Below are 26829 nucleotides of genomic sequence, written 5' to 3'. Positions count from 1 at the left end.
TAAAGTATAGCCCTGGGAGAAGGCGAAAAAAGAGAGATGGAGGGACAAGATTTCCTTCCAGGATGCTGCTCTCAGAGAAATAAGAGCGAGCAGCAGGTAACGTTTCTGTAACGATGGTTGGTTATAATGTGGCTATATTGATTGTTATGAAACAGTGTATTGCAAAAATTATCCCATCTCACGTAGCGACAATCCCTTGCGGTTGTCGCGGTCGGCTCAGAATAATAGGCAATTCCCGCGACAACCGCAAGGGATTGTCGCTACGTAGAATATGGTGAATCAATAACGAATAGATATATAAAGAGAAAAAAACATGTTGAGGATTTTTTGGAGCACGGGATTTTTTCAAGGTAGACGTTTCACTATTCTTTCGTGGATAGGTGCGGCCTTTTTTGGCTTTGGCCTGCTGTTTACATTGATTTCTGGCATTCTCTTCCTGACCAGCGGCTTTTTCCAGTTGCAGAAATACGTGCAGGGACAATGTACTATTACTGAAAAGCATATGGAGAGCGAGCTAAGTACCCAGACCGACAACAAGGGTCGAAGCTCTACAACAACTGTATACAGGCCGTCCTTTACGTATCAGGTGCATGCCGCCAATGGTCGCGTCTATACTGGATACAACTATCAATATTCTGAAATGTCTTCGTCGAGTCGCGGCGGGGAGCAAGCTATCCTTGATCGTTTCCAACTGAACGGCACTTATCCGTGCTGGTATAATCCTGCCAGCCCTTCGGAGGCGGTGCTGGATCATTCCGTGGGAGTGGGCAACTGGATTATAGTCGGCGCTTTTCTGGCCTTTGGCCTGTTCTTCGGCGTAGCTGGCGTGATAATGATGTTCAAAGGCTGGCGGCCCATCTCCGAAGAGGAGCAATTTCTCGCATCTGTTTCAGGGTCATCTCAATCAGGGTCAGTTTTACCATCTTTAGGGAGTATATTCGAGGGTGTAAGCGAGGTGTTGAGCAGTGGAGAGTCACAGATCGACGAGGCTACGCGTGCTTCGTCGTTTCTGCAAACCAACAACATGCTCTGGACGCCTCCTGCGGAAGAAATAGCTCCTGCTGAAAGAGAGGACATGATGAGCAGTAACGAAATTGTGGAGCGCTACATGGCGCTCTGGAACGAAGAAGATGACGAGACCCGGCGCGAATTGATCGAGCAGCTTTGGGTGGAAGCTGGCGTGCAATTGCTTTCTTCGCGCGAGTATCGCGGCTACGATGAACTCGAAGAGAGAGTCACCGGCGCCCATAAGCAGTTTGTGAAAACCGGAGGCTACATCTTCAGACGCGCTGGCGAGGTGAAGGAACATCATGGAGCCATCAAGCTGGATTGGGAGATGGTCCCCGCTGGCGGTGGCGAGGTTGCGGGAACCGGCACAGTCTTCTTGCTTCTGAGTGAAGATGGTCGCATCCATACCGATTATCAGTTCTAACCCCTGAATAACAAAAAAGATGCATATAGCGCCTGTTATATGCATCTTTTCTTTTTTCCTACATCGCGGTCCACCCTACGAGAAAGACCTCTGCAATATCGCTGCTCTGAATGGCAACTTGCGTCAGGGGACCGCCATTGAGCGAGCCGACCATGACGCTGCGCCCGGCGGGACTGCTATTGGGCGCGACCGCGTAGTATTGCCCATCGCGCGATACGTTGGACCAGGGATATTGCCCAAAGGCGTTCAGGTTGATGTAGGGATAGGAAGTGAGGCGGCGCAACTGGCTCCCATCCGTGCGTACGAGCCACAAACCGTCCTGGCTATGCTCCGTGCTGACTCCAACGATGGTATTGTAGGCTGAAAAGAGCAGGGCGTCCGTCTTTCCATACGTGATAGTGCGTATATGCGAAATGGCGAGCTGTGTGCTACTGAAAATCGTTTTCGGATGATTGCTGCCGATGGGAGAGAACAGATCGATGCGCCCGGAGCCGGGAGCGCTGCCCTGTTGCTGACAGTGGTTGACGAACAACTGGCTGGCGTCAGAACTGCTATCAAAGTCCCAGCATAGCTCGTTGGTCGTGAGAATGCGCTGCAATTTCTGCTCTGATTGCTCTGTGCCATTTTTGATATCAAGCAGGTAGAGGTCGGCTGGCGGCGCATCACTATGGGGATGCATGCTGGTGAGGATAATATGTGTATCGTCCTGCCAGGTGCGCGGCAGATAGGCGACCTCGCTTGAGGAGCTGCCTTGCAGCAGTGTATCGAGCCTGCCGCTTTTGAGTGTGAGGAGGAAAACAGACGGCGTTCCCTGATCCAGACCGCTAACAAACGTGATGTATTGCTGATCGGGCGACCACTGGGTCGAGGTTGTGCCAGCAAAAGGGAGACTCTGCACGTTTGCGCCTGCCGGAGTGCAATAGAGCGTCTGGAGATGCTGACCGTCGATGCGTACCAGTTGCAGCGCGGAACGATTCTGCACGCTCGCATTAAGCAGAATCCAGAGTCCATCCCTTGAGAGTTGGGCATCATAGATCCAGGTTGCGGGCAGGCTAATAATCGTTTCGGTCGCTTTTGTCTGGACATTGTAGCGCTTCAGAGTGGCGCTTGTCGGCGCTTGTGGAGAGCCTGAATTGGTGAAATAGACGGCCTGGGGCTTGCCGGGCGCGAAAAAAGCCAGGCCCGGCATCGATGCCGGGCGACCCTGATCATTCGTCGGGCAACCCGTGGCCTCGGTAGCTGATGGCGTCGGAGTTGTTTGAGCTATCGTGGGCGATGGCGTTGATGCTGCGGATGTGCTGGCCTGACCTGTAGAGCCGCAGGCGGCCAGAAGCAACAGAGGTAGCAAGCAGCAGAGCAAGAGAGAGGACTTCCTTTGTCTTGTGTCCATAAGTCGTTCCTTCCCGGGGGATGTTTTCTTGTGCGTGTGGTGGCGATAGATACTCGCTCGTTCCTATGTATATAGTCGTTCGGTCGCACCGAAAAGTTGCAGCAAATGCAGAAGAGACGGGCGTTTTCCTCCTGAGCGGACCAACTGTTTCCATTCTTCAATGCGCGCCGTATTACATATGTAATAGCGTGCCTGACGGTGATTATTGACAAAATCTCTCTTGTTGTAGTCAAGCGATTTATCGCGGGAGGAATCGTACAACAAACTCCCCGCGATAAATCGCTTGACTACAACAGAGGTTGCTGCCGTAAATCATTGTCATGAGTTCAGGAGGAAGACTAGCATGGAACAGGGCAACAATGGATATTCGGATGATGTGCAAAATGCACAAACAGAGCAGATCCCGAAGGCTGTGCAGCCCAATGGGGTTGTCGCGGAGGCTCCAAAGGTGCTCTTGCCAGCACAGGAACCGGTCGCTCCCGATATCCATATACAGGATACGGTTGCTCATGCCCCCGGCCTCTCTCCTGCTCCTACAACGCTACGCAAGAGCAGGCGCAGACATTTCCCCTGGTGGATCGCAGGCGCTGCTGGGATCGCCGTTGCCGTTGTGCTGCTGGGTTTTTTGCTCATGGAGTTGTACACCTTTACCTCCGCCAGAGGGCACAGCTTTCCGTTTTTGCAAACATCACAACAAACGCAGTCCACACCTGCTGCGACGCCAACGCTCCATCCAACGCCAACCACATCAGCAGGTGTGGCGGCTGTGGCGCATATGGCGGTGATGCCCGGTCAACTGTCGGCTCGCTCAGATTGCCAGTTCGCGAACGGCTATCGTTGTACAGCAGTGCTCGTCGCCTCGCGACTTGCCCCTGGAAGGATGACGTGGAGCGCTGCCAGCCGGACGCTCACTGCCACGATCACCCCGACCAGTGGCTCACTCTGGGCCTACCAACAACAGCAAATATCGATCTTTATTACGAACTCCTGTCCCTACCAGGGCAGCATCGAATTTACCACCAGCGAGGGAAAGATGGTAGTGCCAGTAAGCTGCTCAAAAGCTTCGTAGTTTCCCGATTTATCGGGAGAGGTGCAGCCAGCCTGCGGGGAAAGTGGCACCCCTCCCGATAAATCGGGAAACTACGAACTTCCTTATGCAGTTTTAACGAATAGATAGCCCACAGAATCTACAGAATAAGAGCATTTTAGTATTTTTTGAGTAAAAAAGGACTCAATTAGAAACATTTTTCCTCAAAAAGCGCTCAAGATAACCATAAATTTTGGTGAAAACATACAAAAAAAAGCAAGCAAATTGTGATAGATTACCCCTACTATGATACCAGATAACGCTTTATACTTTTCATCAAGAGAGAAATAAGTGAAATGCATCAATGAAGATTCCTCCTTGATCGTGATCGGATGGATCGTTTCACGGCCGCCTCCGCTTGCTCGTTGTTGAGCATGTTTATGCTATTCATCCGCCTGCGAACAAAAAAGACCCGTTCTGATTTATATTTCATTGGAAAGGATTTGCTTAATGTTAAAGCTCCTTAGCGCCGCATGGGATCGTATACGCACAAATATGCGCGATCCATTGATTCGGCGCAATGTCGCCTTCTTCATGGGAGGGAAGTTATTAGGACTGGCGCTTGTCCTCACGATTATGTGGGTGATCCTCCCGACAGTAGTACATGCGGGCACAAAGGCAACTCCGGCTGAAATGCCGCAGATCAACGCCATTAATACGGTCTGGACCCTGATTGCGGCGTTTCTCGTATTTTGTATGCAGGTTGGATTTGTGATGCTGGAAGCTGGCTTCGCACGTTCGCGCGAGTCAGTCAACATTCTGGTTGAGGGTATTGCCGATACCTGCATTTGCGGCATTCTGTTCTGGGCCTGGGGCTTCGCCTTCATGTTTGAACCCGGCACCCCGTTTATCGGCACGCAGGGCTTCTTCCTGATGGGCCTTCCCTCGACATATTTAGGTACTGGCGTTCCACTGCTAGCCTTCTGGCTCTTCCAGTATGCCTTCGCTGATACCGCCTCGACCATTACGTCTGGTGCCATGATTGGGCGCTGTGGCTTCTGGGGCGACATCCTTTACAGTATCGGCGTGACTGGCTTCATTTATCCGATCATCGGCCACTGGAGCTGGGGACCGGACGGCTGGTTGGCCGCTCTGGGCTTCCATGATTTTGCAGGTTCGACGGTTGTACATAGCATCGGCGGCGCGATCTCGCTGGCGGGTGCGCTGGCACTCGGTCCTCGCCTGGGCCGAATCTTCAAGCGCGATGGCGGCGGTCCTCCTCCCGCTCACGATCTGGTGATCGGTGCTGTTGGTGGTCTGATCCTGTGGTTTGGCTGGTATGGCTTCAATCCTGGTAGCACGCTTTCCGCACTGGATACCCTGGGTATTGGTCGCGTCTCGTTCAACACCACGCTGGCGGCTTGCTCGGCTGGTCTGGCCGCTCTGTTCTATGGCTACGCTCGCACGAAAAAGTGGGATCTGGGCCTCACGGTCAACGGCTTCTTAGGTGGTCTGGTCGCCATCACGTGCCCTTGCTACTGGGTTGATCCGATTGGCGCGTTCTTTATTGGTATCGTTGGTGGCCTGGTCGTTATCTGGGCAGCAGATGTGTTGGAATATCTGCGCATCGATGATCCGATTGGTGCGGTTCCGGTTCACCTCGTCGCCGGTATCTGGGGAACGCTCTCGCTGGGCCTGTTCGCATCTGGTGCATATGGTGCGCCAACCCCAACCGGTGCTGATACGAGCAGTGTTGTGACCGGTCTCTTCTATGGCGGTGGCGTCACTCAGCTCTTGAAGCAACTGGCTGGCTCAGCTTCGACGGTTGCGGCAACCCTGGCTGTCTCGCTGATTTTGATGTTTGCTCTTAAATATGCTGGTGTGCTGCGCGTCTCGAAAGAGGGCGAGCTTGAGGGACTGGATCTGCACGAGCATGGAGCCAGCGCGTATCCAGAATATGCTCTGGCAGTTGGCGATGCCGGGCTTGTCTCGCTAGATGGGCATGAAACAGTTGTAGAGAGTGCAGAAAGCGCAGCCGCTGGAGATTAGGGATAGCGCCGGATAGCAAACAAACAGTGTATGACGGATAGGAGAATGGTCCATCAGAGCTTCTCAAAGCGGTTCAGAGGCGCTACGAGATGTCCTGATGGACCTTCTCTCGTTATGAGAGTAGTGGAATCGTGACACCAGAAGATAGGCAGGTTTTATTTCATGTCGCTCAGTGGACGCTCGAACACCGATATTTTCGAGTGGAAATGATCCGACAGCTCGCGGGAACAGAAGAGAACTACCTGATTATCATGAAAGAGATTGATCGCGTCAAGGCGCAATTGAAGCGCGCGCGGACCCTGGCAGCTGACGCGACCCTGACGGTGGTTGATTGGGTGCAGATTTTAGAACGTTTTGAATGGCAATGCGCCTATTGTCAGGAAAAGCCCTTTGAGGTTATGAGCCATATTATTCCGTTGCCTCGTGGCGGCACCACACCTGAAAATTGCGTTCCCTCTTGCTATAGCTGTAGCAGCGGCACACGCAAACGATATGCTCGGCGGCGTCTGCTGGCCGAGTTGGAGCGCGCTGATGATTATCCTGAACAGAAATATCGCAGTGGCTAGAGCTTTTCAGCGCACCCAGATAGGCATGTCGTGGTGATCCATCCCGAAATGATGCGCGACCTCATGCAGGACGGTGCTGCGCACCTGCTCGCGGATGCGTTCGGGGTCGCCCTGACAATAACGCTCAATATTGTGTTGGTAAATGGTGATGCGCTCAGGGAGTTGTACCTGACCGTAGCTCTGCTGGGTGAGCGGAATGCCCTGATACAATCCCAGCAAATAGCTATGTTCTGCCGTGTCGTTTTCATATAGTTTTTCTTTGAGAGCAGTATCAGGTTCGTTTTCAACCTGGACGATCAGATTCTCCATCTGCTCATGAAACTCGGCGGGAATAGAGTCGAGCGCTTCCCGCACTAACTGCTCGAAGTCGGTCAGCGCAAGAGTCTGGTCATCATCCAGTTCGCTCTCTGGCGCTTGATCGGACGTGCCGAAGATACGTTTCTCGCGCAAAAGAACGCCCAGCATGCCGAAAACCAGCGCGCCGCACAGTAACAGCATCTTGACCAGACTGTCGAGTTGGGGAGAGAAGAAATAGAGCAAAAGTAGAACGGCCAGGGAAAAGCTGAGCAATGCAAGGAGGGGAGACCCCTGGTGCTTTTGCACTTCTTCTGTGTGTTCCTCGATGATATCCTGTTCTTCATGCATCTGTTCGCCTGTCACACCGGTTAGCTCCCAGCCAGTTGCTAGTGACGGAGTGGATGCTCTATTATAGCATGTTTTTATGCGTGCTTATTGCTCAACCCATGAGCAAGGGTAGTGTCACGAATAGATCATTGAGAGCGTGTCACGGAGAGATAAGCTTTGACAATATGGAAGAACAGCATTTGAAGTGACGAGATAGGAGGATTGAACATGCTCTGGTATTGTGCCTTTACCTGGTTTCCGAACACGACTCGCGAGGATGTGACGAAACGAGTCTTCCAGCAGCACGAAGCTGGTGCCAATCATCCCGAGCGCATTCGTGGCTGGTATAATCTGGCGGGCGGCGGCTCCGGCTTCCTGATGGTGGAGTACGATTCGCCGCAAGAACTGACGGCGTTTCTTCAGCCTTATATGGACCTGATGAGCTTTGATGTGCGTGCCGTCTATCCGCTCAATTACGATCAGGAAATACAACATATACGACAGGAAAGCCAGAAAGTTCCTGTAGGTTCCTCTTCGCGCTCCTAGCGTTTCTGGTGGAGGGCTGCAAAAGGGTACGGGTTGAGCGGACTCGTACCCTTCTTTATATAGTACAGCCTTCTCCATTGGCGCTTCTGTTGAGGCTGTGTTATGATCAGTGTTGTGAATTGTGACCACTTACAATTGGAGTGGTGAACGGCCTCCGAAGATGGCAGGGGCGATGGCTTGTCCTCGCCCGTGCGGACAAGCCATCGCCCCTGCCATCTTCGGCTGACGCTCCATTTGCCTGATGCTCCAATTATACAGAAGCATTAATGCAGGGAAGAAAGCGCGAATAATGCAAAAACCAGAGTATTTTACTGTTCATAATGCAGAGGCTTTTAAAGAGCAGAGTGTTGCGAAAAGTTATCACTTGCGCCCGACCTATCCTGCCGAAACCTTTACTATCCTGGTGGAATTGATGCGGGGCGAGTCGCAGCATGTTCTCGATGTCGGCAGTGGAACCGGCAACGTCGCACGCCACCTGGTCGAACTGGTTGAGCGCGTGGATGCGGTCGATTTTTCGCAGGCCATGATCGAGCAGGGCAAGCAACTGCCCAACGGGCAGCATCCGGGCCTGCACTGGCTCTATGGTCGCGTTGAGGATATTGCGCTCGATCCTCCCTATGCGTTGGTGACGGCTGGTGCGAGCCTGCATTGGATGGATTGGAACGTGGTAATGCCGCGCTTCCGCGAACTGCTCGTGCCGGGTGGTTATCTCGCCGTAGTCAGTGTTGATGCTCAGCCTGATCCCTGGTCGTCGCTCAGTGACGTACTCAGAAGCTACCGCACAGACAGCAAAGATTACAAGTATAATATGCTCGAAGAGTTAGAGCGGCACGGACTGTTTCGTAAGGTGGGCGAGCGCAGGACGGCACCCGTTTCACTTGTCCAGTCGCTTGACGATTATATCGAATCGTATCATTCGCGCTCCGGCTTCTCGCGCGAACGGATGGGACAGGAACGCGCCGACGAATTTGATCGTGAGGCGAAGAAGCTGCTCCTGCAATCATACCCGACTGGAGAGATACCGCTGCAAGTAACCGGAGGCGTCGTCTGGGGCTATCCCGCACCGCATGACGCATAGGCCACTGTCTCCTCGCAATGGCTAAGAGGCGTATTATATACAAATGTTACTCTATCGACACGGAGAGAATACGATGGAGCTGGGTACGCCTCTTGGTCTTGGCTTCGCCTCTGGCTTGAATGCCTATTTGCCGCTGTTGTCTTTTGCCGTTGCCGCTCGCTGGCTGCACTGGTATCATGTGAATGCGTCTTTCGCCTTTCTCACCAGTGATTGGTGCATCGTTGCGTTGCTTGTCCTCACTCTGGCCGATTTTCTCGTGGATAAGATTCCCGGCGTCGATCATGCCTGGGATGCGACTCATACTGTTGTACGCCCTCTGGCTGGTGCGCTGGTTGCTGCTGCCAGTAGCGGATCAGTGACCATCCCCATCCATATGAGCGCGGTCAGCACCTATCATCAGATCGGCTCTATCTTTGCTGACGTGCAGGTTGTGGGCTATGGCGTGCTGATTATCGCTGTGCTTGGAGGAATACTGGCGGCTATGAGTCACGCGGCCAAAGCGGCAACCCGCTTCGTCTCTACAATAACCACCGCCGGGCTGCTCAATATGGTGCTGAGCCTGAGCGAAGATATCCTCGTGGTGCTTGCTATTCTTCTCTCTCTGTTCATTCCCGTTGTTATGCTCGTTTTGATCGCGCTGTTCCTCCTGGTCTTTGGTCGGCCAGTGCTGTTTCTGTGGCGACAGCGATTAAATAGATCTCGCTCCCTTTTATAGGAATGAGACCTGACCAGAGAGAAGAGAATTCGATTTGTATGAACCAACAACAAAAATTCGTCATCCTGCCCTATTTGGGAGCACACCAAATACGTCCCACACCTTCACCCATTTATCATCGCCGCACGAGACGATGCGCTTGCTATCCGGCGACCACGCTATTCCCTGAACTCTTCTAGTATGTCCCTGATAGCTGAGGACAGGAGTTCCAGTGGTGGCATTCCAGATATGAATTGTATTATCGTCGCCTCCAGATGCGATGTATTTCCCATCAGGGGACCATGCCATCGCGTTGATATAGCCCGTATGTCTGGTATAGACGAGGACAATGCCTCCATTGGCGGCGTTCCAGACCTGGATGGTGTTATCCCAACTGGCCGAGGCGATGCGCTTACCGTCTGGGGACCACGCCACTTTTATCACATGGCTCGTATGTTCATGATAAATGAAGACGTGACCACCGTTGGCGGCATCCCAGACGTGGACGGTGCTATCACTACCCCCTGAAGCGATGCGCTTACCGTCCGGGGACCATGCTACTGTATTGACATAGCTCGTATGCCCCTGATAAGTGAAGACGTGACCACCATTGGCGGCATCCCAGACGTGGACGGTCTTATCGGGAGGTTTGTCAAGAGCGGTGCCAGCAGCCGAAGCGATGTGTTGTCCATCAGGCGACCATGCCACCGCATTGATTTGTTGAACATGTCCACGATAGATGAAGGGATGAGCGGCATTGGCGGCATCCCAGACGTGGACGGTCCTATCAGACAAACCACCGCCAGAGGCGATGCGCTTGCTGTCTGGGGACCATGCTACTGTAATGATTGCTCCAGTATGTCCATGATAGATGAAGGGATGGGCACCGTTGGAGGCATCCCAGACCTGAACGGTGTCATCGGAATCAGGGGCACCTGAAGCGATGCGCTTACCATCCGGGGACCATGCTACTATATTGATACTGTCTATAGTATGCCCACCATACGTATAGAGTGGCGCGGGTTGTGCTGGCGTACTGGCTGTGCCTGTCGTATCCGAACTGCGGGGTCTATTCATCCACCACAGTACACCCGCACCGGCTAGCCCTCCTGTTCCTACACCAAGACCGATGAGGACGGTTCGCCGGGAAAGCTGGCGCGCAGGCGTTTTTGCGGGAGGCGGTAAGAAATCAGTTGAAGCTGTGATGGCGGTCTGTGGCGTAGTGACGGAGGCGTGAGAGGCAGGGGCAGCAGGTGGCAATGGTTGCTCTGCTACTGTCTTTTGCGATGGGGGTGCTACAGGAGTATTTGACGCTGATGGCGGCAATGGAGCTGCAACGGGAAGAGAGGGTGAAGCCTGCAAAAGAACATGGTTGGGTTGCTGTCCCCTCTGGCTGGCATCTGTCAATGCTCTGGCGAACGCCTGAATCTGCCGAAAACGCTGACCAGGATCTTTCTCCAGAGCGGTGAGAATTACCTGTTCCACCTCGACTGGAAGCGAGGGAGCCTTCTGGCGTAAGGAGGGAGGTGGGATCATCAGGTGCTTGGCAAAAATCTCAATGGAGGTGCCTTCAAAGGGACGCTCTCCACCGAGCCATTCATAGGCGACGATAGCGAGAGCATATTGATCGCTGGCAGCTCGCGCCTGCGCCTGAATCTGCTCCGGGGCCATGTAGGGGGCCGTTCCTGCTGACACCTGCTCAGTCATGGAGGAGGTGCTGTGAGCAATGGCGGCGATGCCGAAATCACTCAGCACGATCTCGTTGCGCCGTCCCACTAACATGTTTTCCGGTTTGATATCGCGGTGGATGAGGCGCTGCTCATGGGCGTATTGCAGCGCTGAGGCGACCTGGGCAACATAGGAGACGACGGTGGGCAAGGGGACGCGCTCTCCCTTGGGATGGCGCTGGCGCAAGGTGCCGTTGGGCAGATAATCCATAACCAGGAAAGGTACACCCTGTTGTACGTCAAAGTCGAGGATGCGTACAATGTGGGGATGGTCGAGCGCTGCGATGATCTGCGCTTCCCGCTGAAATTCTTCGACCTCTCTGTCAGAGAGATAGGTATGCAGCACTTTGATCGCGGCTTCTCGTGCAAGGCGCTGATGGCGTCCCAGATAGACCTCGGCAAAGCCACCACGCCCCAGCAGGCGCTCCAGGCGGTAATTGCCGAATTGTTGCCCTACTCGACTCGTGGGTGATGCCATGCCTTTTGATCTCCTGACACCTCATTTTCCTATACTCTACAGAAATGAGAGGAAGAAGTCAAGAGAGGGCAGCGGAAATGTCGAGATACATGCTATGATAGATATTAACAATTTATGGCGATGTTCCCTAAGTTGTCGTAGTTGCGTGATTTATCGCGCTCGGTCCACAATACAAAAGTGGCACCAGCGCGATAAATCACGCAACTACGATATCATGAGAGATTTCTATTTTAAAATGTGAAAAACTATCATATGTCAGAGTTTAATCATTTTATTCGGGAACGATCATCACCTCTTCCCTTTGCATGCTTTCTTGCATCGGTTCTGCCTGCTGGTCTGTGCGCTTGCTCAGGCGGACGCTGAAGGCGAAGAGAACCAGCGCGAGCAGGATACAGGCAGCTCCTATCCAACCAAGTTGCGTGATGGCGACGGTTCGTAGCGTCAGACCACCCAGCGCAGCACCACCGGCTATGCCCAGATAGAAGGTAGAGTTATTGAGCGCCAGAATCACGTTCGCATGCTCCGGTGCCAGTTGCAGCAGGCGATGTTGCTGTGGCGTAAAGAGCATCGGGATGCACAGACCCCAGATGAAGAGCGTGGCAAATGCTCCCGGAACAGAATTGGTGGTTAGCATCAGCAACGGTTCGACGATCAGCAGGGCAGCAAGGAAGAAGAAGATCGGTCGCGTCGAGCCAACACGATCAATGACAATGCCGCAGATCCAGTTGCCCAGCATCGGCCCCAGGCCATAGACGAGCAGGAAAAGGCTCACATCGGTAATGTTCAGGTTGTGCCGCAGCAGCAGCGCGATGTAGGTATAGACGACAAAGACGCCCAGGTTCCAGAAGAGCGCCGGAAGGAAGGCCAGCACCAGGCGCGGCTCTCTGATCGGAGCCAGACGCGTTCCCAACGAGAGTACAGGTGTGGGTGCAGCTTTTGGCAGCTTGAAGAGCAAAAGCATCACAAATGCGATCCCGCCAAGCAGCGCTACCAATCCGAACGAGAGACGCCAGCCGAAATGCTCACCAACCCAGGTGCCCAGCGGCGAACCAAGAACCGTAGCAATGGTTAGCCCGCTGGCAACCTGCGCGAGCGCCTGCCCCCGCTTCTCAGCTGGTGCCAGCGATGCTCCAACCACATAGGCCAGTGGACCAAATACCGCCGCCGAACAGCCAACCAGTATGCGCGTCAGAAGCAGCGTTGGATAGTCGGGCGCAATGGCTGAGCCTATATTGAAGAGACAGAAGGCTCCGAGCGCAGCCAGCAACACCGTATTGCGCGCCCAGCGTCCCGTCATTGCCGCCAGCACCGGCGCGCCAATTCCATATGTAAGCGAGAAGGCCGTCACCAACTGCCCCGCCAGACTTTCAGTAACTCCCATCTCATGTGCGATTACAGGCAAGACCCCGGCCACCACAAATGCATCCGTCCCCAGCGCAAACATGCTCAATGCCAGCAACAAAATCCGCGAATCGATCTTTGTTGGTGAAAGAGTTTGTTCCGTTTCTGTCATGATAGTCCCTTCGCTGTAATAATTTTTGTTACATCCGTGATAAAAAAAGAGCACAACCTGTTTTATTTGGGTAAGATATAGCATTGTAATAATTTTTGTTACAGCCATATACAAATAAAAAGACCATACGACTCCTTTTTGAAGGTGCGATAAGCATCATTGCTCTGGTTATTGATTGATGAGTTGTTCTTTGCAAGTCTGTTGTCGCCGTTCCGCTGTGGCGGCATAAGTGCCGCGCAAGATATCGGCAATTGTTGTGCCTGCAAGCTCCTGTTCCAGCGTGTGCTGGATATTCGCATAGACATCCTCAAGCGCGGAACCGATGCCGCAGCCGATGTTGCATTCGGGATTGGGCGGTGTGTGATGCATCGCAAAGAGCGAGCCAGGCTTGACCGCATGATAGACATCCAGAAGCGTGATCTCCTCCGGGTTGCGCGCAAGCTTCCAGCCCGCGTTGCTGCCGCGCTGGACGCTGACCAGATGTTGTTTCTCCAGCAAACCCAGTAGCCCACGCAGAATGACCGGATTGGTGTTCACGCTATTGGCGATGCGCTCCGACGTGATGAAATTGTCCCGATACCTGGGCGAGGCCATCAACGTTAGCGCATGTGTGGCTAATGTTAAACGACTATTGGCACTCATCGTGATCTTCTCGCTTCCGCAGATGTTCTCGACTATCTGCTCTGTAACAAACTTTGTTACAACCGTTGTCATAACTATACTTACAATGGGCGAAAATGTCAAGGACGTCATTGGGAAATGCTTTTCTGGTATACTCCTTGCAGAACGTGTCAACTATATTTGTGATCGGAGGAGAGCGATGCGTGAGCTACCTGGCATCGACGAGGAACGTCTGCGAGCCTGTTTACAGGATCAGTATGATCTCATCCCTGTTGTTCTTGAGTTTCTTCCTCTGGGGCATGATTACGATGCCGGAGTGTATCGTGTGGGGAGTACACAGGGCAGTGAGTATTTGCTCAAAGTGACATCGCGCTTGCTCTACGAGCCGAGTTATCTTGTTCCGGCATATCTACGAGATCAAGGGATCACCTCCATCGTGGCTCCCGTTCCTACGAGCAGCGGCGCTTTGTGGACGCAGATTGGAAATTGGAGGGTGCTGCTTTACCCCTGGATCAATGGAGAGAGCAGCTTAACAGGGATGACCGCTGCCCAGTGGCAAGAGGTAGGCAGCATCTTCCGGCGAATTCATCAGGTCAGGCTGCCCACCTTCGGCTTTGAGTCCCTGCGAAAAGAACGCTTTGATCCAACCGAGTATGCTCAATGGATACAGATCTTTGAAGTACAACGTCTGCCTGACCTGAGCAGTGCAAGCGCCTCACTGCGCGCTCTTCATTCCTCCTGGCTGGAACATCAGCCAACAATTCACAATGGCCTGGCTACACTGGAACAACTGGCAAAGATATTGCAGTCGCGAACCTTTCCCTATGCCATCTGCCATGCCGACCTGCATGCAAGAAATCTGATTCGTGCCCCTTCCGGCCATGTGTTTGTGATTGACTGGGATGAAGTGATGCTGGCCCCAAAGGAACGCGATTTCATCTTTCTCAGAAAGCCGCACGCAGAGGCATTTTTTCAAGGGTACAAAGATACAGTGATAGATTGGAGCCTCGTTGCTTATTATCTCTGGGAGCGGGTCGTGCAAGATGTGATTTACGATGTTCATAACGTGGTTGTTCGGGACGATTGGGCAGAAGAAACGAGGGCACAGGTCGTGCAGATGTTTCATGATTCTCTGGGACCGCGAGGAGGCAATCTGCGCGCTGCGTCCGAGGCGAGCGCTTATGTAGACAGCCTTTCTTCACCATTGCCATTGTATCCGCCATTTTAATAGATGATATGTTGGTTGCGCAATTATTGGTGCATCCGGCAAATGGAGGGGAGAACGGCTGTGGGCACGGAGGATGTTGGGTCTTCCGTAGCGACAAAGGGGTGGTGTCGGGGGTTGCGGGGGCCTTGCGCTTGTCGCCCTCGCCACGTCGTTGGTCTGTTTCCTGGTTCCCGCGTAACCCCAACGGCGACAAGCGCAAGGCCCCCGCAACCCCCGACACCACCCCTTGTCGCTACGGATGGAAGGGAACCTTCTTTCTCCTCAGTTTGCTGGATGCACCGATATAAATTTTCATAATTGAGGAAGGTGATCCTCCCGGTTACGACATCATTTATGAAGCTATTAATCATGGGCGTGTGCTGCCTGTTTCGCTTGACGATAGCGTTGCAGCGAACGCGCCCGATCCATACAGCTTGTACTGCACCAGCGGCGGGTGGCGCTTCTTGTGGTGTCGTAGAAAAACAGGATACAGCGGTCGCTTTCGCAGCGATGTAGCCGTGAGTGCTCACCCTCGCGGATCAGATGCAGGGCAGAGAGCGCGCAGGAGAGCAATATCCGGCTGTGCGCCTCCTCCGTCTGATAAACTGGCAACAAATCCCCCTCTGGACTGAGCTGCGTAAACCAGTGGCCCGTACGTAGCACGTTATTCAGCACATCGATATCTTCCTGGCGCGGCGCTGTGTTCTCCACCAGCGCTGTGAATATCCGGCGCAGCGCTGCCCGCAAGGTTTTGAGCGCATCAAGCAATTTTGTGTCGTTTGCATCGATTGCTTCGTCGCTTCCCTGTACCTCTCGCTGCCACTGTGGATGATGCTCACAAGCTGCCTGCCACCATTGCGCAACATCCTGCGGCGTCACCAGCGCCTCAAATGGCTTTCCTCGCTTGAGCTTTTCGGTGTTCACAAGATCAAGCGCAAGTACGCCTCCTCTGAAGCGGAAGCGCTCGTCCTCCTGCTGCTTCTTTTCCAGTTCTCTTTCCTGCATAGCTTGTCTCCCCATCGTTCGATTGTGTTCATTTTCTCTATTATCCACTACTATTGGCATCTTGACAAGGATATTTTTTTCGAGTATACTCCCAATATCCACTGCAAATGATGTTTAGCTATGGATATTCTATGATTATATGGAGGAATGCACCAATGTCTACGGTAACAACTCCGGCGGTTCAGACCGGTCATATTGGCTTGAATGTGAGCAATGTCGAGCGGTCGGCAGCGTTTTATCGGGCGCTGTTCGGCTTCTCGGTGGCGCGCGAATCCTATGAGCCGGGTCGCCGCTCTGTTCATCTGGCCGATGGCGAGCGCCTTGTGTTGACCCTCTGGGAGCAGAGCGAGGGCCGCTTCGACACACGGCGGCCCGGCCTGCATCATCTCTCGTTTCAGGTGCAGAGCGTCGAGGATGTGCGCGCATTTGAGGTGCGGTTGCGTCAGCTTGATGTCCACTTTCTCTATGATGGTGTAGTGGCTCACCGCGAGGGATCAGAATCGGGTGGCATCTTCTTTGAAGACCCGGACGGTATTCGTCTCGAAATCTATACACCTACTGGCCTGAGCGGACAGGCCGCACCCACTCCTGGAGCGTCCGCCTGTGGCTTTTTTTAAATTATGAATTCTTACGAACAAGTCTGGTAGTCTTTCGTAGTGGAGCGATGTATCGCGTTGGTGGAACGGCTCGACAGGCGGCCCAACGCGATACATCGCTCCACTACGAAAGACATTCCCGATTTTGGTTGTTACATTTCATTATCTCTATACCAGGAAAGGACGTGAGGGCGTTATGATGACATCCTACCATGAAGGAGAGTTGGCGGTGCAGGCTCAGGCGGGCGTGCAGATCGAAGCCTCCCGCATCAGTAAAATGCTTCGTCCCACGATCCCACCGATTGCGCAGAACTTTCTGCGCAATCAACAGATGGTGATCGCAAGCACAATTGATGCAGATGGGAACGTCTGGGCCTCGCTGCTTACTGGCGAACCCGGTTTTCTCGCCGTCCCGGATGAACAGATCGTTGAGATCCATGCAACTCCCGCTCCAGGCGACCCGCTAGCCGAAAATATCCACGAAGGCGCAACCATTGGTCTGATCGCCGTCGAGTTTGCCACGCGTAGACGTATACGTATCAATGGATCTATGGAAATGGGGCAGGGGAGTATCATCGTGCATACCGATCAGGTCTTTTCCAACTGCCATAAATACATTCACGCGGAGCATGAGCCATTCAAACAAAGGATCGCTCAAGCGAAGCGTGCAGGCCTGCTGACGGAGGGACAGCGACGATGGATCGAGTCTGCCGATACGTTTTTCATCGCCAGTTATCACGTTGATGGGGGAGCGGACGCCTCGCATCGCGGTGGTCCATCTGGTTTTGTGCGCGTGGAAGATGAGACGCGGTTGCTCTTTCCCGATTATTCGGGCAATCGCATGTTTCAGACGCTCGGCAATCTCAGCGTCAACCCGCGCGCCGGACTGCTCTTTCTGGATTTCGAGCGTGGCGGCACGCTTCAACTCACAGGAAAAGCGCGCATCCATTGGGATGAAAAGCATCGCGCCGCCTTCGCTGGGGCTGAGCGCGTGATAGAATATAACATCGACGAAGTGGTCGAGATAGGGGAATAGCGGCTCAGCTGAAACTCTTTTCAGGCGCTCGTCGTGAATATCGATACTTCCTGTTTTTACGATATCCACACTTGAAGCATTGAAAAGGGAGATGTATGGAGCATCTGCAAGAAAAAGAGAATACAAGCAAAACGACATCTGGCATCCTGTTATTGGGCCTGATTCTCCTTGTCGGCATCAACCTGCGCACGGCGATGTTGGGAGTGCCGCCGATTCTCCCTTTGCTCAGCCGCGACCTGCATCTTTCTTACACCGAAACCGGCCTGATTACCTCGTTGCCAACACTGGTGATGGCGGTAGCTTCCTTTCCTGCCGGAAAGATGATCGAACGCTTTGGGGAGCGTTTCATGGTAGCGTGTGGTCTGGCGTTGTTGACGCTGGGAACCATCTTGCGTGCGGTCTGGCTCGCCATTTTGCCGCTATACATCTTCACGGCGCTGTTGAGCCTGGGCAGCACATTTTCACAAACGGCGATCCCAACCCTCACGCGCCGGTGGTTCCCGAAGCGCATCGGTTTTGCCACCGCCCTCTACACTGATGGGCTGGTAATCGGCGAGACGTTGGGCGCGGTCCTGACCCTGCCGTTGATCGCCTGGCTGGGCCAGGGAGCGTGGCCCAGCAGCTTTCTCTTCTGGAGCGTTCCCACTGTGTTGACCCTGGTTCTCTGGCTCTGGTTCGCGCCGTCTTCCCGCGCTGTTGTGAGTAGCACACCAGCCGCCAGCGGCCCCACTCAAGAGTCATCACTTGCTACGCAGAAGCCTGGATCGACCCGTCTTACGCTCTGGGCGCTGGGATTGTTAACGGGTTGCGCCCAGCTCATCTATTTTGGCACAAACACCTGGATTCCTTCCTATAATCAGGCCATTCATGCTCCCGTGATGACGCCGATTGCGCTTGGTTTTCTCAACGCGGCCCAACTCCCAACGACGTTGGTACTCACGGTCTTTGCTGACAGGCTGGTCGGGCGGCGCGTTCCGTTTGTGTTTGCTGGCCTTTTCTGTCTGATCGCGCTTGGTGGCCTGCTCTGGACGCCGCCCACGCTGCAACCGCTCTGGGCTGCCGTGCTGGGAGGTGCCAGTATTCTCACTTTCACGCTGGGCATCGCTCTGCCCGCGCTACTGGCGAAGCGGGAGCAGGTCGCGGCCTGGACCGGCACAATGCTAGCCCTGGGCTATACCATCTCTTTCATTGGCCCCTTTATCGGCGGCTGGCTCTGGGACCGCTTGCATATCCCGGCCATTGCCTTTCTGCCTCTGGCCCTCGCCTCGATCCTGATTCCTCTCCTGGCTTTTGTTTTGCCGGTGCAGCGCAGCAGTCCCTCATGAGTTGAGGGACGGGTGTGCGATCATCGACATTGCCTGATACTAGCGGGGCGATATTTGATCACGAGGGGAGTACGTATATGAGAGCCGTTGAGCTTGCGCCATTTCTGGGCTGAAAAGTTGCTGTTCTTCAAAAATGTCCTGTAAATGTTGTGCCATATATTGGGGAGAATGAGGCATATTATTCTTGATCCACCATTCCACAACTCCAACGAAAGCGGATGCCATGAATTGAATGACAATTTCATTGCTCCCTCCCTGGTTTCTGCTTCCTGTTTTCATCCGCTCACTCATGCCATGCCTGAATATGAGGAGCAGGCGATCATGAAAACAAACGATGCCTTTATTCTTCTGGAAGAACTCACGGAAGAGGATTTCCAGGCCTCGTACCAATCTGGAGTCTTCGCCACCTGGCGCTGTATGGCGGCATGCCTGCCTTACCTGAAGCAGACACATGGCACAGTCATCAACATGACCTCTTCTGCTGGCATCCTGGGGTTGGTGAAAACCGGGGCGTATGGCTCGAATAAGGAGGCAATTCGCGGTCTGACCCGTATCGCGGCTCACGAATGGGGTCCCTTCGGAATCACCGTCAATGTATTGAACCCTGCTATGTGGACGGAAACATTCAGGCTCTACCGGAAACAATTCCCAGATAGCGCTCAGAAGCTCATGGATACCATTCCACTTGGTGATTTAGGTGATCCCGAATTGCATTGTGGCAGTCTGTGCGTGTTCCTGGCAGCCCCGGAGGGTAAGTACATGACTGGTATGACGTTCGACCTCGATGGCGGTGCAAGTATGCGAGCATAGGCATTTCCACTTGCTCTAGAGGTAGGCCCAGGCTAGATGGTATTGGCGAATTGATTTTCCAGGCTGAAGAGAAATGACCTTTGTACTCAAAGGGAGCAGACATCTGGCTATTCGCCAACACCATCTATCCTGGGGCAGAAGTATTTATGAGATCATCATCGCGGGCAACGCGAGGAATCTACTATGTGAATCTCTCGACTGTGTGCGCCGACAGGGGGCAGGAGAAACCTTTTCTTCAAGCCATTGATTCTGCAATTGAAATAGCAAGAAATATGAAGGACAGCATTGCCGGACTTGCCAACGATTTTAGCCTGGATGATGTCCTATGGGCGCAAGCCGGAGGTTTTTCCGAACTCTGGTTGCCTATTGGACAAGATAAACGTTTAAATGTGCTAGGTGAGGCATTGAGAGACACAAAGAAAAATGGAGGCGTGGTAGTCTGGTGTATCCAGCAAATGAAAGGGGGAATGGCTGTGGGTGTAGAGGATGTTGGGTTTCTCGTAGCGACAAGGAGGGGCAGGGTTGGGGATGTGGGGGCCTTGCGCTTGTCGCCCTCGCCACATCGTTGGTCTGCTTCCCGGTTCCCGCGTGAGACCCCACCAGCGACAAGCGCAAGGCCCCCACATCCCCAACCCTGCCCCTCCTTGTCGCTACGGGTGGCGGAGAGCCTTCTACCCCCCCTGCCCTTTCAGATCCCACCGGTGTGGATGCGGGCCACCTGTAGGCACATCCTCGACGACGCCATACACGCCAGCGCTAAGCAAGAGTCGGCCGGAGCGCAAAGTCAGCGAGAGAGGGCTGCGCCACACGCTCGAAGTCTGCATATTTAAGGCTCATAGTCTCTGTATGCGTTCCAGCCGGAAACACAATGGTCTCCTCTTTTGTCAGACTACGGTCAACATAGAGGGGCAGCTTGTACAGGTTGCCAAAGGGTGGCATGGCACCGACCTCACAATCCGGGAAAGAATTGCGAAACTCCTCCTCGTGAGCCAGGCGCACATCCTGTGTACCGAGGTACGTTCGTACTTTGTCAAGATCTACGCGATAGCTTGCCGGAAGAACCAGTATAACGGGCCGCTTATCGGCAAGAACAATCACACTTTTCGCGACTTTGTTGCCGGAAATGTGCTCACACTCTGCAATGCTCTGGGCGGTAGAGGCTTGCGGGTGGTGCTGAACCTGATACATGACGTGGTTATCACTTAGGTACTGCTCCAATCGCTCTTGGCACTTCATCAATAGCCTCCCTTGAAAAGACTACATAGCGTCCTGCCCATAACAAAAATCTCCCCTTCTTACACGTCAGAACCCGTGTGTCCGATACATGTTCAGAGAGGTTTCCTCACGAATAGATGTGTTAACGCGAAGAAATTACTGCTATTAGCTTGCATCCCATCATTTCTCAGCGTATAGTAAGAACAAGATAAAAAATGCATGTATTGCCGATATTTTAATGATGGTATTGATGGGAAAAAATCAGCAATGGAAAACGACGCGCAAAGGAAAAACACCTATTCGCTCGACCCCGAAAGTCCCGAAGAGATGGCACGCTTGATTGATCTGGATCGCATGTCTACGCGCGAGATGGGTGGAGTGTTCGCCGGGCTGTCGGAGCAGGATATCGCAGGCCTGCACGATATACTCGATCTGGCCTGTGGTCCCGGTGGCTGGGTTCTCGATGCCGCCTTTGAGCGTCCTGAAGTAGATGTCATGGGCGTCGATATTAGCAAGATCATGGTCAATTATGCAAAAGCGAGGGCGCGCACGCAGAAGCGGCTCAATGCCTCTTTTCGCGTGATGAGTATCAATGATGATCTCGACTTTGACGACGCCTCGTTCGATCTCGTTAACGCTCGCACCCTCGCCGTCGCCATCCCCGGCGCACGCTGGGAGCCGTTGATCGTCGAATGTGCGCGCATCCTGCGGCCCGGCGGCATTCTGCGTCTGACGGAGCCGCACGATATGGGCATCACCAATAGCCCGGCGTTTGAGCGTATGACCTCGCTCGGCTTACAGGCTTGTAAACGGGCCGGGTATGGCTTCTCCATCGATGGGCGTTCGTTTGGCCTGACCCATATGTTGCCCGGCCTGATGCGCAAGGCTGGTTTTCAGCAAGTGCAACTGAAAGCGCACGTCGTTGAGTTCTCGTCTGGCACCGAAGTCTGGATGGATTTCTACCGCAACTACGAGATCGGCTTCTATCTGAACAAAGCGTTTCTGATCAAAATGGGTCTGATATCTCAGGAAGAGGCCGACGCCCTGTATCAACAGACCATGCTTGAGATGAACTTTGAAACGTTTCGCGCCATGACCCACGCGGTCACATTCTGTGGATACAAGCCATAACAGTGTTAAATCAAGAAGAACGGGCGCGTACGGTCTCCTGTGGCCCCATGCTATTCAGGCGAATTGGCGAAGAAAAGAAATCGCGCAACACCAGACATCCGGCACCACGCGCCCAGTTAAACAGATCGGCATTGGACTCAACGATTAGCTCCAGATCACGGCCTATCTGTGAAAAAATATGTTCTTGCAGCGAGCTTTTCATCGTGTGCAAGAAGAGGTCGCCCCAATCGCGGCTGCCTTCGATAATCAGACATTCGGGATTGAAGAGGTTGACCAGCGTAGCCAGCCCCGCGCCCAGATAGGTTCCTGTCCGCTCTAACGCTTGCAGAGCCACCTTATCCCCCTCCTGAGCCAGCTTGACCAGATTCTGGATAGGCAGCTCTGGTGCATCGGGGGCGAGAGAGCGGTAGGTGGCGAGAATGCCGTGGTCCGAGACATATGCTTCGAGACAACCATAGTTGCCACATTCACAGAGGCGGCCATCCTCAAAATAGAAAGGGATGTGTCCAAATTCGGCCCCAATCCCCTGCGCACCGCGAAAAGGATCGTCGCGAATCACCGTTGCCAGTCCCAGGCCGCGCCCCAGCGTCACCAGCAGAAAATTGCGATATTTCTGACCATTGCCATAGAGCTTTTTATAACATGCCAGACAGTTGACAGCATTATCGGTGAAAACTGGCATATGCAGGTGTTCGCTGAGAGGGCGGGCAAGCTCGACGTTATGCCAGTTTAAGATCCAGCTATCGACGTTGACCCCGGTTTGAGCGTTGACGGGACCGGAGATGCCGCAGCCGAGGCCAAGTAATTTGGAGCGAGGAATTTGTGAGCGCGCAATAAATGCATCGGTCCCGTGGGCCAGAATATTGACGGCGTGTGCAGCGTTGTTGCGCAGTTGTGCAGGCCAGGAGTCACAGTAGATGATGTTTCCGTGCAAATTGAGTATTGCGCCCAGCACCTCATGCTCGCGCAGATCGATCCCCACCACATAGCCACCTTCGGGATAGACCTCCAGCAGGCCCGGCTTACGACCCCCCGTAGATTCGGCAACTCCCGTTTCAATCACCAGTTCTTGCTCAATTAAGGCCGAGGTAATGCCAACAATGGTCCCGAGGCTTAAACCGGACAATTTTTTCAATTGCGTGCGGGAGATTGGCGCGTGCAAACGAATCAAGTTGAGCAGCATGTTTTGATTCAGTTCTCGCATCATCTTGCGGTCCATTGGCTGTACAGTCTGGCGCATCATGTTATCCTCAACAAGATGGAGCTTTGGCACTGCTAAGGAGCGCCGGCACTGGTCACTGGCAGCGATGACCTGTATGCGCACTACCTCTCTTCGGGCGAGTGGGCAAGCAAATAAAGACAACTTATGAACGAGCAAATAAAGAGTGAGAGATTCGCGCTCCAAATAACGTACAAATTACAGCGAAAAAGAAAACGCTGATCCGCTCCATCAAACATACTTTTATCATTGACAATAGTTAGTATACATGGTATGCTTGTGTTTGACAAGTAGAGAGGAAAAGCACACCAACAGAACCTTACCATCGCGGTAAGGAAATTTTTACCCCTCACCAACGGGTGGTCTATCTGGCGGTGGTATTTTTATATTAACTATTTTCGATCTTCTATATGGTGAGTGGTGGAGTAAGGCGTATTGCCGATTTGACTGGTAGCGATTACTTTCTACTCTCAACCCTGAGATTGAATGTTTGATGAGAAAAACCTCTCACGTCGTAGTCGCGCGATTTATCGCGCTCGGCCTGAATGCATATAGAGGGGCCACCGGCGCGATTTATCGTGCGACTACGAATGAGGGGGATGGCGTTGTTACATCTCATTGTGCATCGAGGGGTTTCTGTCAGCAGTTCACGGTAAGAGAAGCAGGACCGGACAATACAATGAAGTAAAGAGGATGACTGCATTGTCTCTTGCCAGGGGTGTTTTGCCAGTAAAGGGTTATGACACTTTTTCGCGCTGATTTAGCTTCTACTACAACAGGTAGAGCAAATACGGTACTGAGAGGTACCACACAACAAGGAGAATAGAACATGGCTCAGGACCATATCTTCCCAACTCCACTGTCACGACGACGTTTCCTTCAATCTACCGGGGCGATGGCACTCGGCGGTTCTTTCCTGGCAGCCTGCGCAGGGACTGGTAGCAGCACCAGCGGCGGCAGTACCAGCGGCAACAGCAATCTTCCAACCCTTCAGCAGTGGTATCATCAGTACGGTGAGACAGGCACGCATGAGGCCGTTCTCAAATACGCCAAAGATTACACCAAAGCCAACGTCAAAGTGAGCTGGGTGCCAGGAACCGGCGACGATTACGGCAACAAGGTTCATGCAGCTTTGCTCGGTTCCAATCCACCCGACGTATTTGAATTATCCGGCATTGGTGTTGACCTGATCAAAGCTGGTGCGGTTGAGCCGCTCGACGATCTGTTCGCCGATGTCAAGAGCGATTTCACCCCGGCCTCGCTCGCAGCGTTCGTCGTTGATGGCAAGACCTATGGTATCAAGATGCTCAACGACCCGACCTTCGTGTATTACCGCAAGAGCCTGTTCCAGAAAGCTGGTTTGCAGATACCAACCAACGTTGATGAGTTGATCGCGGCGGCCAAAAAGCTGTCAACCGGCAAAATGAAGGGCATTTATGTTGGCACTGACGGTGGCGTAGATTCGCTCAGCTACATCGCGCTCTGGAGTGCCGGCAGCGATCTGCTCAGCTCGGATAACACCAAAGTTACCTTCAACAACGACCGCACGGCTCAGGCGTTCATGAAACTGCATGAACTCAACACCTCTGGCGGCGTGCTGCCCGATGCCCCGACCTACTGGTGGGACCCTTCCGCCTTCACACAAGGGCTGGCCGCCATGCAGTTCTGTGGCCTCTGGGCCATGCCTGGCATCACAAAGGCGCTGGGCGACGACTTCGGTATCTTCCCCTTCCCGGCTCTTGACGCGAAGGGCACTCCGGCTACCGTCAACGGCGGTTGGGCGGAGATGGTCTCGGCCAAGAGCAAAAACAAGGATGCCGCCAAAGAGTACGTCAAGTCTCTCTGGGTGACGAATGCAGAGGTTCAGAAAGACTGGAACGTCGGCTATGGCTTCCACGTCCCACCACGCAACAGCACCGCTGCCTCCACTGACAAACTCAAGAGCGGCGAGGCTGCTAAGGCGGTCGATTACCTGAACAAATACGGTCACGCTATCCCACCCTACTGGGATGCCTCGATGAATACTGCCTATAAAGATGCAGCCAGCACCATCATCAAGAGTGGTGGCAATGCCCTTTCCATCTTGAATACGGCTGCTGAAAAGTGTTCAGCTGAGCTACAAAAACTACATAGCTAATCGTTGTAGATCATCTGACGTAAGGACGCGGTTGATAGAGCAAATGCTCCGTCAACCGCTCTTATCCCTCTATTCCTCTCCTCCGCGCATGGCGGCACATCCTGGTGATTGTCGCAAGTATCAAATGAAATAACGGGCAACTCGCGCTACGTAGAGGGAAACTATGACAGTTCTTTTTCCGCTCTCCCCATTTCGTAGTCGCGCGATTTATCGCGCAGGTGGCCCTCAACATGGGCGAGAGGCGGGCCGAGCACGATAAATCGCGCGACTACGAAATGAGGGGCGACTCCCGAAAATGTTACAATTCATTATCTATCTATCTATCCAACAAACATGCTGAGAAAGGAGATGGCGCATCCCCTGCCGAACCGAGGAGGATTACGCGCCACAAACGCCTATGAAGTCTTTAAGCACTCCCTCCGCCGCCGAGTTGCAGACTTCGCGCCGTGATAAACAGAAGAGTACACGTCAAATACAACAACAACATGCGTTGAAGACAACGTTAGTCTTTTGGGGATTTGTCGGGCCATTGATTCTTGGCTTGATCGTATTCTTCTATATTCCCATTATCTGGAGCGTTATACTCAGTTTCTCCACTGCGCGTTCTGTCGTCATTCCTACTGGTTTTGTTGGCTTTGATAACTATAAGGCCATGCTGACCGATACAGGATTTATTAAGGCGCTGCTGACCTTCACCCTCTTCGCACTGTTTATTGTGCCCACAACCTTTGCTGCTGCTCTAGGGCTGGCGCTGCTGGTCAATAGCGCGAAATATGCGCAGGGCTTTTTCCGCTCAGTCTTCTTTTTGCCGACTGCCTGTTCGTATGTGCTGGCCTCAATTATCTGGAAAATGAGCATCTTCAACGGCTCATCGTACGGTCTGGCAAACAACTTGCGCGATGCTCTTTTTCATGCCGATCCGATTGCCTGGATCTCGACGCCCAACCCTCCCTGGTACTGGGTGGTGCTGGTTACGGTGCGCCTCTGGCTCCAGCTTGGCACGTACATGATTATCTTTATCGCTGGCCTACAAGATATCCCGCGCGAACTCTATGAAGCTGCGATGGTTGATGGCGCGAAAAAAGGCTGGCAGACCTTCCGCAACATCACGTTCCCGCTGCTTCGCAACGCTTCCATCTCGGTGTTGCTGCTCAACATTATTGCCGCGTTCCAGGCATTTGACGAATTTAAAAACATTATGACTGGTGGTAACGAGATTCTGGCCCGTACGCCGCTGATCTACCTGTTTAACGTGGCGTTGACCGATCAGAACTATGGTTATGGTAGCGCGGGAGCTATCATCCTGACGCTCATTATCGTGGTCTTTACGCTGATTCAGGGCCGCTTCCTGGGCTTTGGTCGCGCTGATTAATGCTATGATTGTCAAGTTGCATACCTGCAAT

At 53.3% G+C, this 26829-nt stretch carries 25 protein-coding genes; 16 read left to right on the top strand and 9 right to left on the bottom strand.

Annotated elements, in window-relative coordinates:
* Positions 1-313 precede the first annotated feature (313 nt).
* Positions 314-1432 carry a DUF3592 domain-containing protein gene (locus K3T83_RS38840; protein ID WP_220208510.1) on the top strand — a complete coding sequence of 373 codons (1119 nt, stop codon included), beginning with the start codon at positions 314-316 and terminating at the stop codon, positions 1430-1432.
* 58 nt (positions 1433-1490) lie between these two features.
* Here the strand turns inward: K3T83_RS38840 and K3T83_RS38835 are convergent, their stop codons facing one another.
* Positions 1491-2822, bottom strand: a complete 1332-nt coding sequence (locus K3T83_RS38835) for a TolB-like translocation protein (protein ID WP_220208509.1) — start codon at positions 2820-2822, stop codon at positions 1491-1493.
* Between the two features lie 343 nt (positions 2823-3165).
* On the opposite strand from K3T83_RS38835, the gene K3T83_RS38830 reads away from it, so the two are divergent.
* The 3 genes from K3T83_RS38830 to K3T83_RS38820 all read left to right on the top strand — a co-directional run bounded on the left by K3T83_RS38830 (position 3166) and on the right by K3T83_RS38820 (position 6464).
* The gene (locus K3T83_RS38830) at positions 3166-3891 is read left to right on the top strand and encodes a hypothetical protein (protein ID WP_220208508.1); all 726 of its coding nucleotides are present in this window, start codon (positions 3166-3168) and stop codon (positions 3889-3891) included.
* Between the two features lie 468 nt (positions 3892-4359).
* Positions 4360-5898, top strand: coding sequence for an ammonium transporter (locus tag K3T83_RS38825; RefSeq protein WP_220208507.1), 1539 nt, complete (start codon positions 4360-4362; stop codon positions 5896-5898).
* A 131-nt stretch (positions 5899-6029) separates the two neighbouring features.
* Positions 6030-6464 (top strand): HNH endonuclease, encoded by a 435-nt coding sequence (locus tag K3T83_RS38820; protein WP_220208506.1) that lies wholly within the window; start codon positions 6030-6032, stop codon positions 6462-6464.
* Between the two features lie 6 nt (positions 6465-6470).
* Here the strand turns inward: K3T83_RS38820 and K3T83_RS38815 are convergent, their stop codons facing one another.
* A complete protein-coding gene (locus K3T83_RS38815; RefSeq protein ID WP_220208505.1) occupies positions 6471-7124 on the bottom strand; it encodes a metallopeptidase family protein in 654 nt (217 codons plus the stop codon).
* Positions 7125-7316: 192 nt separating this feature from the next.
* Here K3T83_RS38815 and K3T83_RS38810 point away from each other — a divergent pair, with 192 nt between their 5' ends.
* From K3T83_RS38810 to K3T83_RS38800, 3 genes are all read left to right on the top strand, one after another.
* Positions 7317-7634 (top strand): DUF3303 domain-containing protein, encoded by a 318-nt coding sequence (locus K3T83_RS38810; protein WP_220208504.1) that lies wholly within the window; start codon positions 7317-7319, stop codon positions 7632-7634.
* A gap of 289 nt (positions 7635-7923) precedes the next feature.
* Positions 7924-8712: a class I SAM-dependent methyltransferase gene (locus K3T83_RS38805; protein WP_220208503.1), complete on the top strand. Its 789-nt coding sequence runs from the start codon at positions 7924-7926 to the stop codon at positions 8710-8712.
* A 73-nt stretch (positions 8713-8785) separates the two neighbouring features.
* Positions 8786-9427 carry a DUF4126 domain-containing protein gene (locus tag K3T83_RS38800; RefSeq protein WP_220208502.1) on the top strand — a complete coding sequence of 214 codons (642 nt, stop codon included), beginning with the start codon at positions 8786-8788 and terminating at the stop codon, positions 9425-9427.
* Positions 9428-9487: 60 nt separating this feature from the next.
* On the opposite strand, the gene K3T83_RS38795 is transcribed toward K3T83_RS38800, so the two are convergent.
* The 3 genes from K3T83_RS38795 to K3T83_RS38785 form a co-directional block, all read right to left on the bottom strand.
* The gene (locus tag K3T83_RS38795) at positions 9488-11611 is read right to left on the bottom strand and encodes a serine/threonine-protein kinase (protein ID WP_220208501.1); all 2124 of its coding nucleotides are present in this window, start codon (positions 11609-11611) and stop codon (positions 9488-9490) included.
* 271 nt (positions 11612-11882) lie between these two features.
* Positions 11883-13124, bottom strand: coding sequence for an MFS transporter (locus tag K3T83_RS38790; protein ID WP_220208500.1), 1242 nt, complete (start codon positions 13122-13124; stop codon positions 11883-11885).
* 168 nt (positions 13125-13292) lie between these two features.
* Positions 13293-13766 carry an Rrf2 family transcriptional regulator gene (locus K3T83_RS38785; RefSeq protein WP_220208499.1) on the bottom strand — a complete coding sequence of 158 codons (474 nt, stop codon included), beginning with the start codon at positions 13764-13766 and terminating at the stop codon, positions 13293-13295.
* 178 nt (positions 13767-13944) lie between these two features.
* Here K3T83_RS38785 and K3T83_RS38780 point away from each other — a divergent pair, with 178 nt between their 5' ends.
* Positions 13945-14973 carry a phosphotransferase enzyme family protein gene (locus K3T83_RS38780; RefSeq protein WP_220208498.1) on the top strand — a complete coding sequence of 343 codons (1029 nt, stop codon included), beginning with the start codon at positions 13945-13947 and terminating at the stop codon, positions 14971-14973.
* Positions 14974-14981: 8 nt separating this feature from the next.
* Positions 14982-15260: a hypothetical protein gene (locus tag K3T83_RS38775; protein WP_220208497.1), complete on the top strand. Its 279-nt coding sequence runs from the start codon at positions 14982-14984 to the stop codon at positions 15258-15260.
* Positions 15261-15315: 55 nt separating this feature from the next.
* On the opposite strand, the gene K3T83_RS38770 is transcribed toward K3T83_RS38775, so the two are convergent.
* A complete protein-coding gene (locus K3T83_RS38770) occupies positions 15316-15957 on the bottom strand; it encodes a CGNR zinc finger domain-containing protein (protein WP_220208496.1) in 642 nt (213 codons plus the stop codon).
* A gap of 155 nt (positions 15958-16112) precedes the next feature.
* Between K3T83_RS38770 and K3T83_RS38765 the strand changes: the two genes are divergently transcribed.
* The 3 genes from K3T83_RS38765 to K3T83_RS38755 all read left to right on the top strand — a co-directional run bounded on the left by K3T83_RS38765 (position 16113) and on the right by K3T83_RS38755 (position 18914).
* The gene (locus K3T83_RS38765) at positions 16113-16574 is read left to right on the top strand and encodes a VOC family protein (RefSeq protein WP_220208495.1); all 462 of its coding nucleotides are present in this window, start codon (positions 16113-16115) and stop codon (positions 16572-16574) included.
* Positions 16575-16749: 175 nt separating this feature from the next.
* Positions 16750-17589 (top strand): pyridoxamine 5'-phosphate oxidase family protein, encoded by an 840-nt coding sequence (locus tag K3T83_RS38760; protein WP_220208494.1) that lies wholly within the window; start codon positions 16750-16752, stop codon positions 17587-17589.
* A 95-nt stretch (positions 17590-17684) separates the two neighbouring features.
* Positions 17685-18914 carry an MFS transporter gene (locus K3T83_RS38755; RefSeq protein WP_220208493.1) on the top strand — a complete coding sequence of 410 codons (1230 nt, stop codon included), beginning with the start codon at positions 17685-17687 and terminating at the stop codon, positions 18912-18914.
* 39 nt (positions 18915-18953) lie between these two features.
* Here the strand turns inward: K3T83_RS38755 and K3T83_RS58160 are convergent, their stop codons facing one another.
* Complete coding sequence (locus K3T83_RS58160) at positions 18954-19193, bottom strand: TetR-like C-terminal domain-containing protein (RefSeq protein WP_373324653.1); 240 nt, start codon at positions 19191-19193, stop codon at positions 18954-18956.
* A 42-nt stretch (positions 19194-19235) separates the two neighbouring features.
* Here K3T83_RS58160 and K3T83_RS38745 point away from each other — a divergent pair, with 42 nt between their 5' ends.
* Positions 19236-19724 (top strand): SDR family NAD(P)-dependent oxidoreductase, encoded by a 489-nt coding sequence (locus K3T83_RS38745; protein WP_220208491.1) that lies wholly within the window; start codon positions 19236-19238, stop codon positions 19722-19724.
* 756 nt (positions 19725-20480) lie between these two features.
* Here the strand turns inward: K3T83_RS38745 and K3T83_RS38740 are convergent.
* Positions 20481-20960, bottom strand: a complete 480-nt coding sequence (locus K3T83_RS38740) for an aminoacyl-tRNA deacylase (RefSeq protein ID WP_220208490.1) — start codon at positions 20958-20960, stop codon at positions 20481-20483.
* Positions 20961-21206: 246 nt separating this feature from the next.
* Here K3T83_RS38740 and K3T83_RS38735 point away from each other — a divergent pair, with 246 nt between their 5' ends.
* Positions 21207-22070, top strand: a complete 864-nt coding sequence (locus tag K3T83_RS38735; RefSeq protein ID WP_220208489.1) for a class I SAM-dependent methyltransferase — start codon at positions 21207-21209, stop codon at positions 22068-22070.
* 10 nt (positions 22071-22080) lie between these two features.
* Here K3T83_RS38735 and K3T83_RS38730 read toward each other — a convergent pair whose 3' ends face one another.
* Entirely contained in the window at positions 22081-23394 is a 1314-nt protein-coding gene (locus K3T83_RS38730) for an ROK family protein (RefSeq protein WP_220208488.1), read from the bottom strand.
* Between the two features lie 724 nt (positions 23395-24118).
* Here K3T83_RS38730 and K3T83_RS38725 point away from each other — a divergent pair.
* Positions 24119-25426 carry an ABC transporter substrate-binding protein gene (locus K3T83_RS38725; RefSeq protein ID WP_220208487.1) on the top strand — a complete coding sequence of 436 codons (1308 nt, stop codon included), beginning with the start codon at positions 24119-24121 and terminating at the stop codon, positions 25424-25426.
* A 397-nt stretch (positions 25427-25823) separates the two neighbouring features.
* On the top strand, positions 25824-26798 hold the full coding sequence (locus tag K3T83_RS38720; protein ID WP_220208486.1) for a carbohydrate ABC transporter permease: 975 nt from the start codon (positions 25824-25826) through the stop codon (positions 26796-26798).
* Positions 26799-26829 lie beyond the last annotated feature (31 nt).

The organism is Reticulibacter mediterranei (assembly GCF_016587455.1).
This window is presented reverse-complemented; position numbering and strand designations above follow the sequence as displayed.

Bases quoted from the DNA above. Each gene is read 5' to 3' on its own strand.
- K3T83_RS38725 (WP_220208487.1), top strand. From the start codon at position 24,119: ATGGCTCAGGACCATATCTTCCCAACTCCACTGTCACGACGACGTTTC.
- K3T83_RS38810 (WP_220208504.1), top strand. From the start codon at position 7,317: ATGCTCTGGTATTGTGCCTTTACCTGGTTTCCGAACACGACTCGCGAG.
- K3T83_RS38735 (WP_220208489.1), top strand. From the start codon at position 21,207: ATGGAAAACGACGCGCAAAGGAAAAACACCTATTCGCTCGACCCCGAA.
- K3T83_RS38795 (WP_220208501.1), bottom strand. From the start codon at position 11,611: ATGGCATCACCCACGAGTCGAGTAGGGCAACAATTCGGCAATTACCGC.
- K3T83_RS38835 (WP_220208509.1), bottom strand. From the start codon at position 2,822: ATGGACACAAGACAAAGGAAGTCCTCTCTCTTGCTCTGCTGCTTGCTA.
- K3T83_RS38755 (WP_220208493.1), top strand. From the start codon at position 17,685: ATGGAGCATCTGCAAGAAAAAGAGAATACAAGCAAAACGACATCTGGC.
- K3T83_RS38830 (WP_220208508.1), top strand. From the start codon at position 3,166: ATGGAACAGGGCAACAATGGATATTCGGATGATGTGCAAAATGCACAA.
- K3T83_RS38740 (WP_220208490.1), bottom strand. From the start codon at position 20,960: ATGAAGTGCCAAGAGCGATTGGAGCAGTACCTAAGTGATAACCACGTC.
- K3T83_RS38825 (WP_220208507.1), top strand. From the start codon at position 4,360: ATGTTAAAGCTCCTTAGCGCCGCATGGGATCGTATACGCACAAATATG.
- K3T83_RS38745 (WP_220208491.1), top strand. From the start codon at position 19,236: ATGAAAACAAACGATGCCTTTATTCTTCTGGAAGAACTCACGGAAGAG.
- K3T83_RS38760 (WP_220208494.1), top strand. From the start codon at position 16,750: ATGATGACATCCTACCATGAAGGAGAGTTGGCGGTGCAGGCTCAGGCG.
- K3T83_RS38805 (WP_220208503.1), top strand. From the start codon at position 7,924: ATGCAAAAACCAGAGTATTTTACTGTTCATAATGCAGAGGCTTTTAAA.
- K3T83_RS38765 (WP_220208495.1), top strand. From the start codon at position 16,113: ATGTCTACGGTAACAACTCCGGCGGTTCAGACCGGTCATATTGGCTTG.
- K3T83_RS38770 (WP_220208496.1), bottom strand. From the start codon at position 15,957: ATGCAGGAAAGAGAACTGGAAAAGAAGCAGCAGGAGGACGAGCGCTTC.
- K3T83_RS38790 (WP_220208500.1), bottom strand. From the start codon at position 13,124: ATGACAGAAACGGAACAAACTCTTTCACCAACAAAGATCGATTCGCGG.
- K3T83_RS38840 (WP_220208510.1), top strand. From the start codon at position 314: ATGTTGAGGATTTTTTGGAGCACGGGATTTTTTCAAGGTAGACGTTTC.
- K3T83_RS38775 (WP_220208497.1), top strand. From the start codon at position 14,982: ATGTTGGTTGCGCAATTATTGGTGCATCCGGCAAATGGAGGGGAGAAC.
- K3T83_RS38800 (WP_220208502.1), top strand. From the start codon at position 8,786: ATGGAGCTGGGTACGCCTCTTGGTCTTGGCTTCGCCTCTGGCTTGAAT.
- K3T83_RS38785 (WP_220208499.1), bottom strand. From the start codon at position 13,766: ATGAGTGCCAATAGTCGTTTAACATTAGCCACACATGCGCTAACGTTG.
- K3T83_RS38780 (WP_220208498.1), top strand. From the start codon at position 13,945: ATGCGTGAGCTACCTGGCATCGACGAGGAACGTCTGCGAGCCTGTTTA.
- K3T83_RS38720 (WP_220208486.1), top strand. From the start codon at position 25,824: ATGAAGTCTTTAAGCACTCCCTCCGCCGCCGAGTTGCAGACTTCGCGC.
- K3T83_RS58160 (WP_373324653.1), bottom strand. From the start codon at position 19,193: ATGAAAACAGGAAGCAGAAACCAGGGAGGGAGCAATGAAATTGTCATT.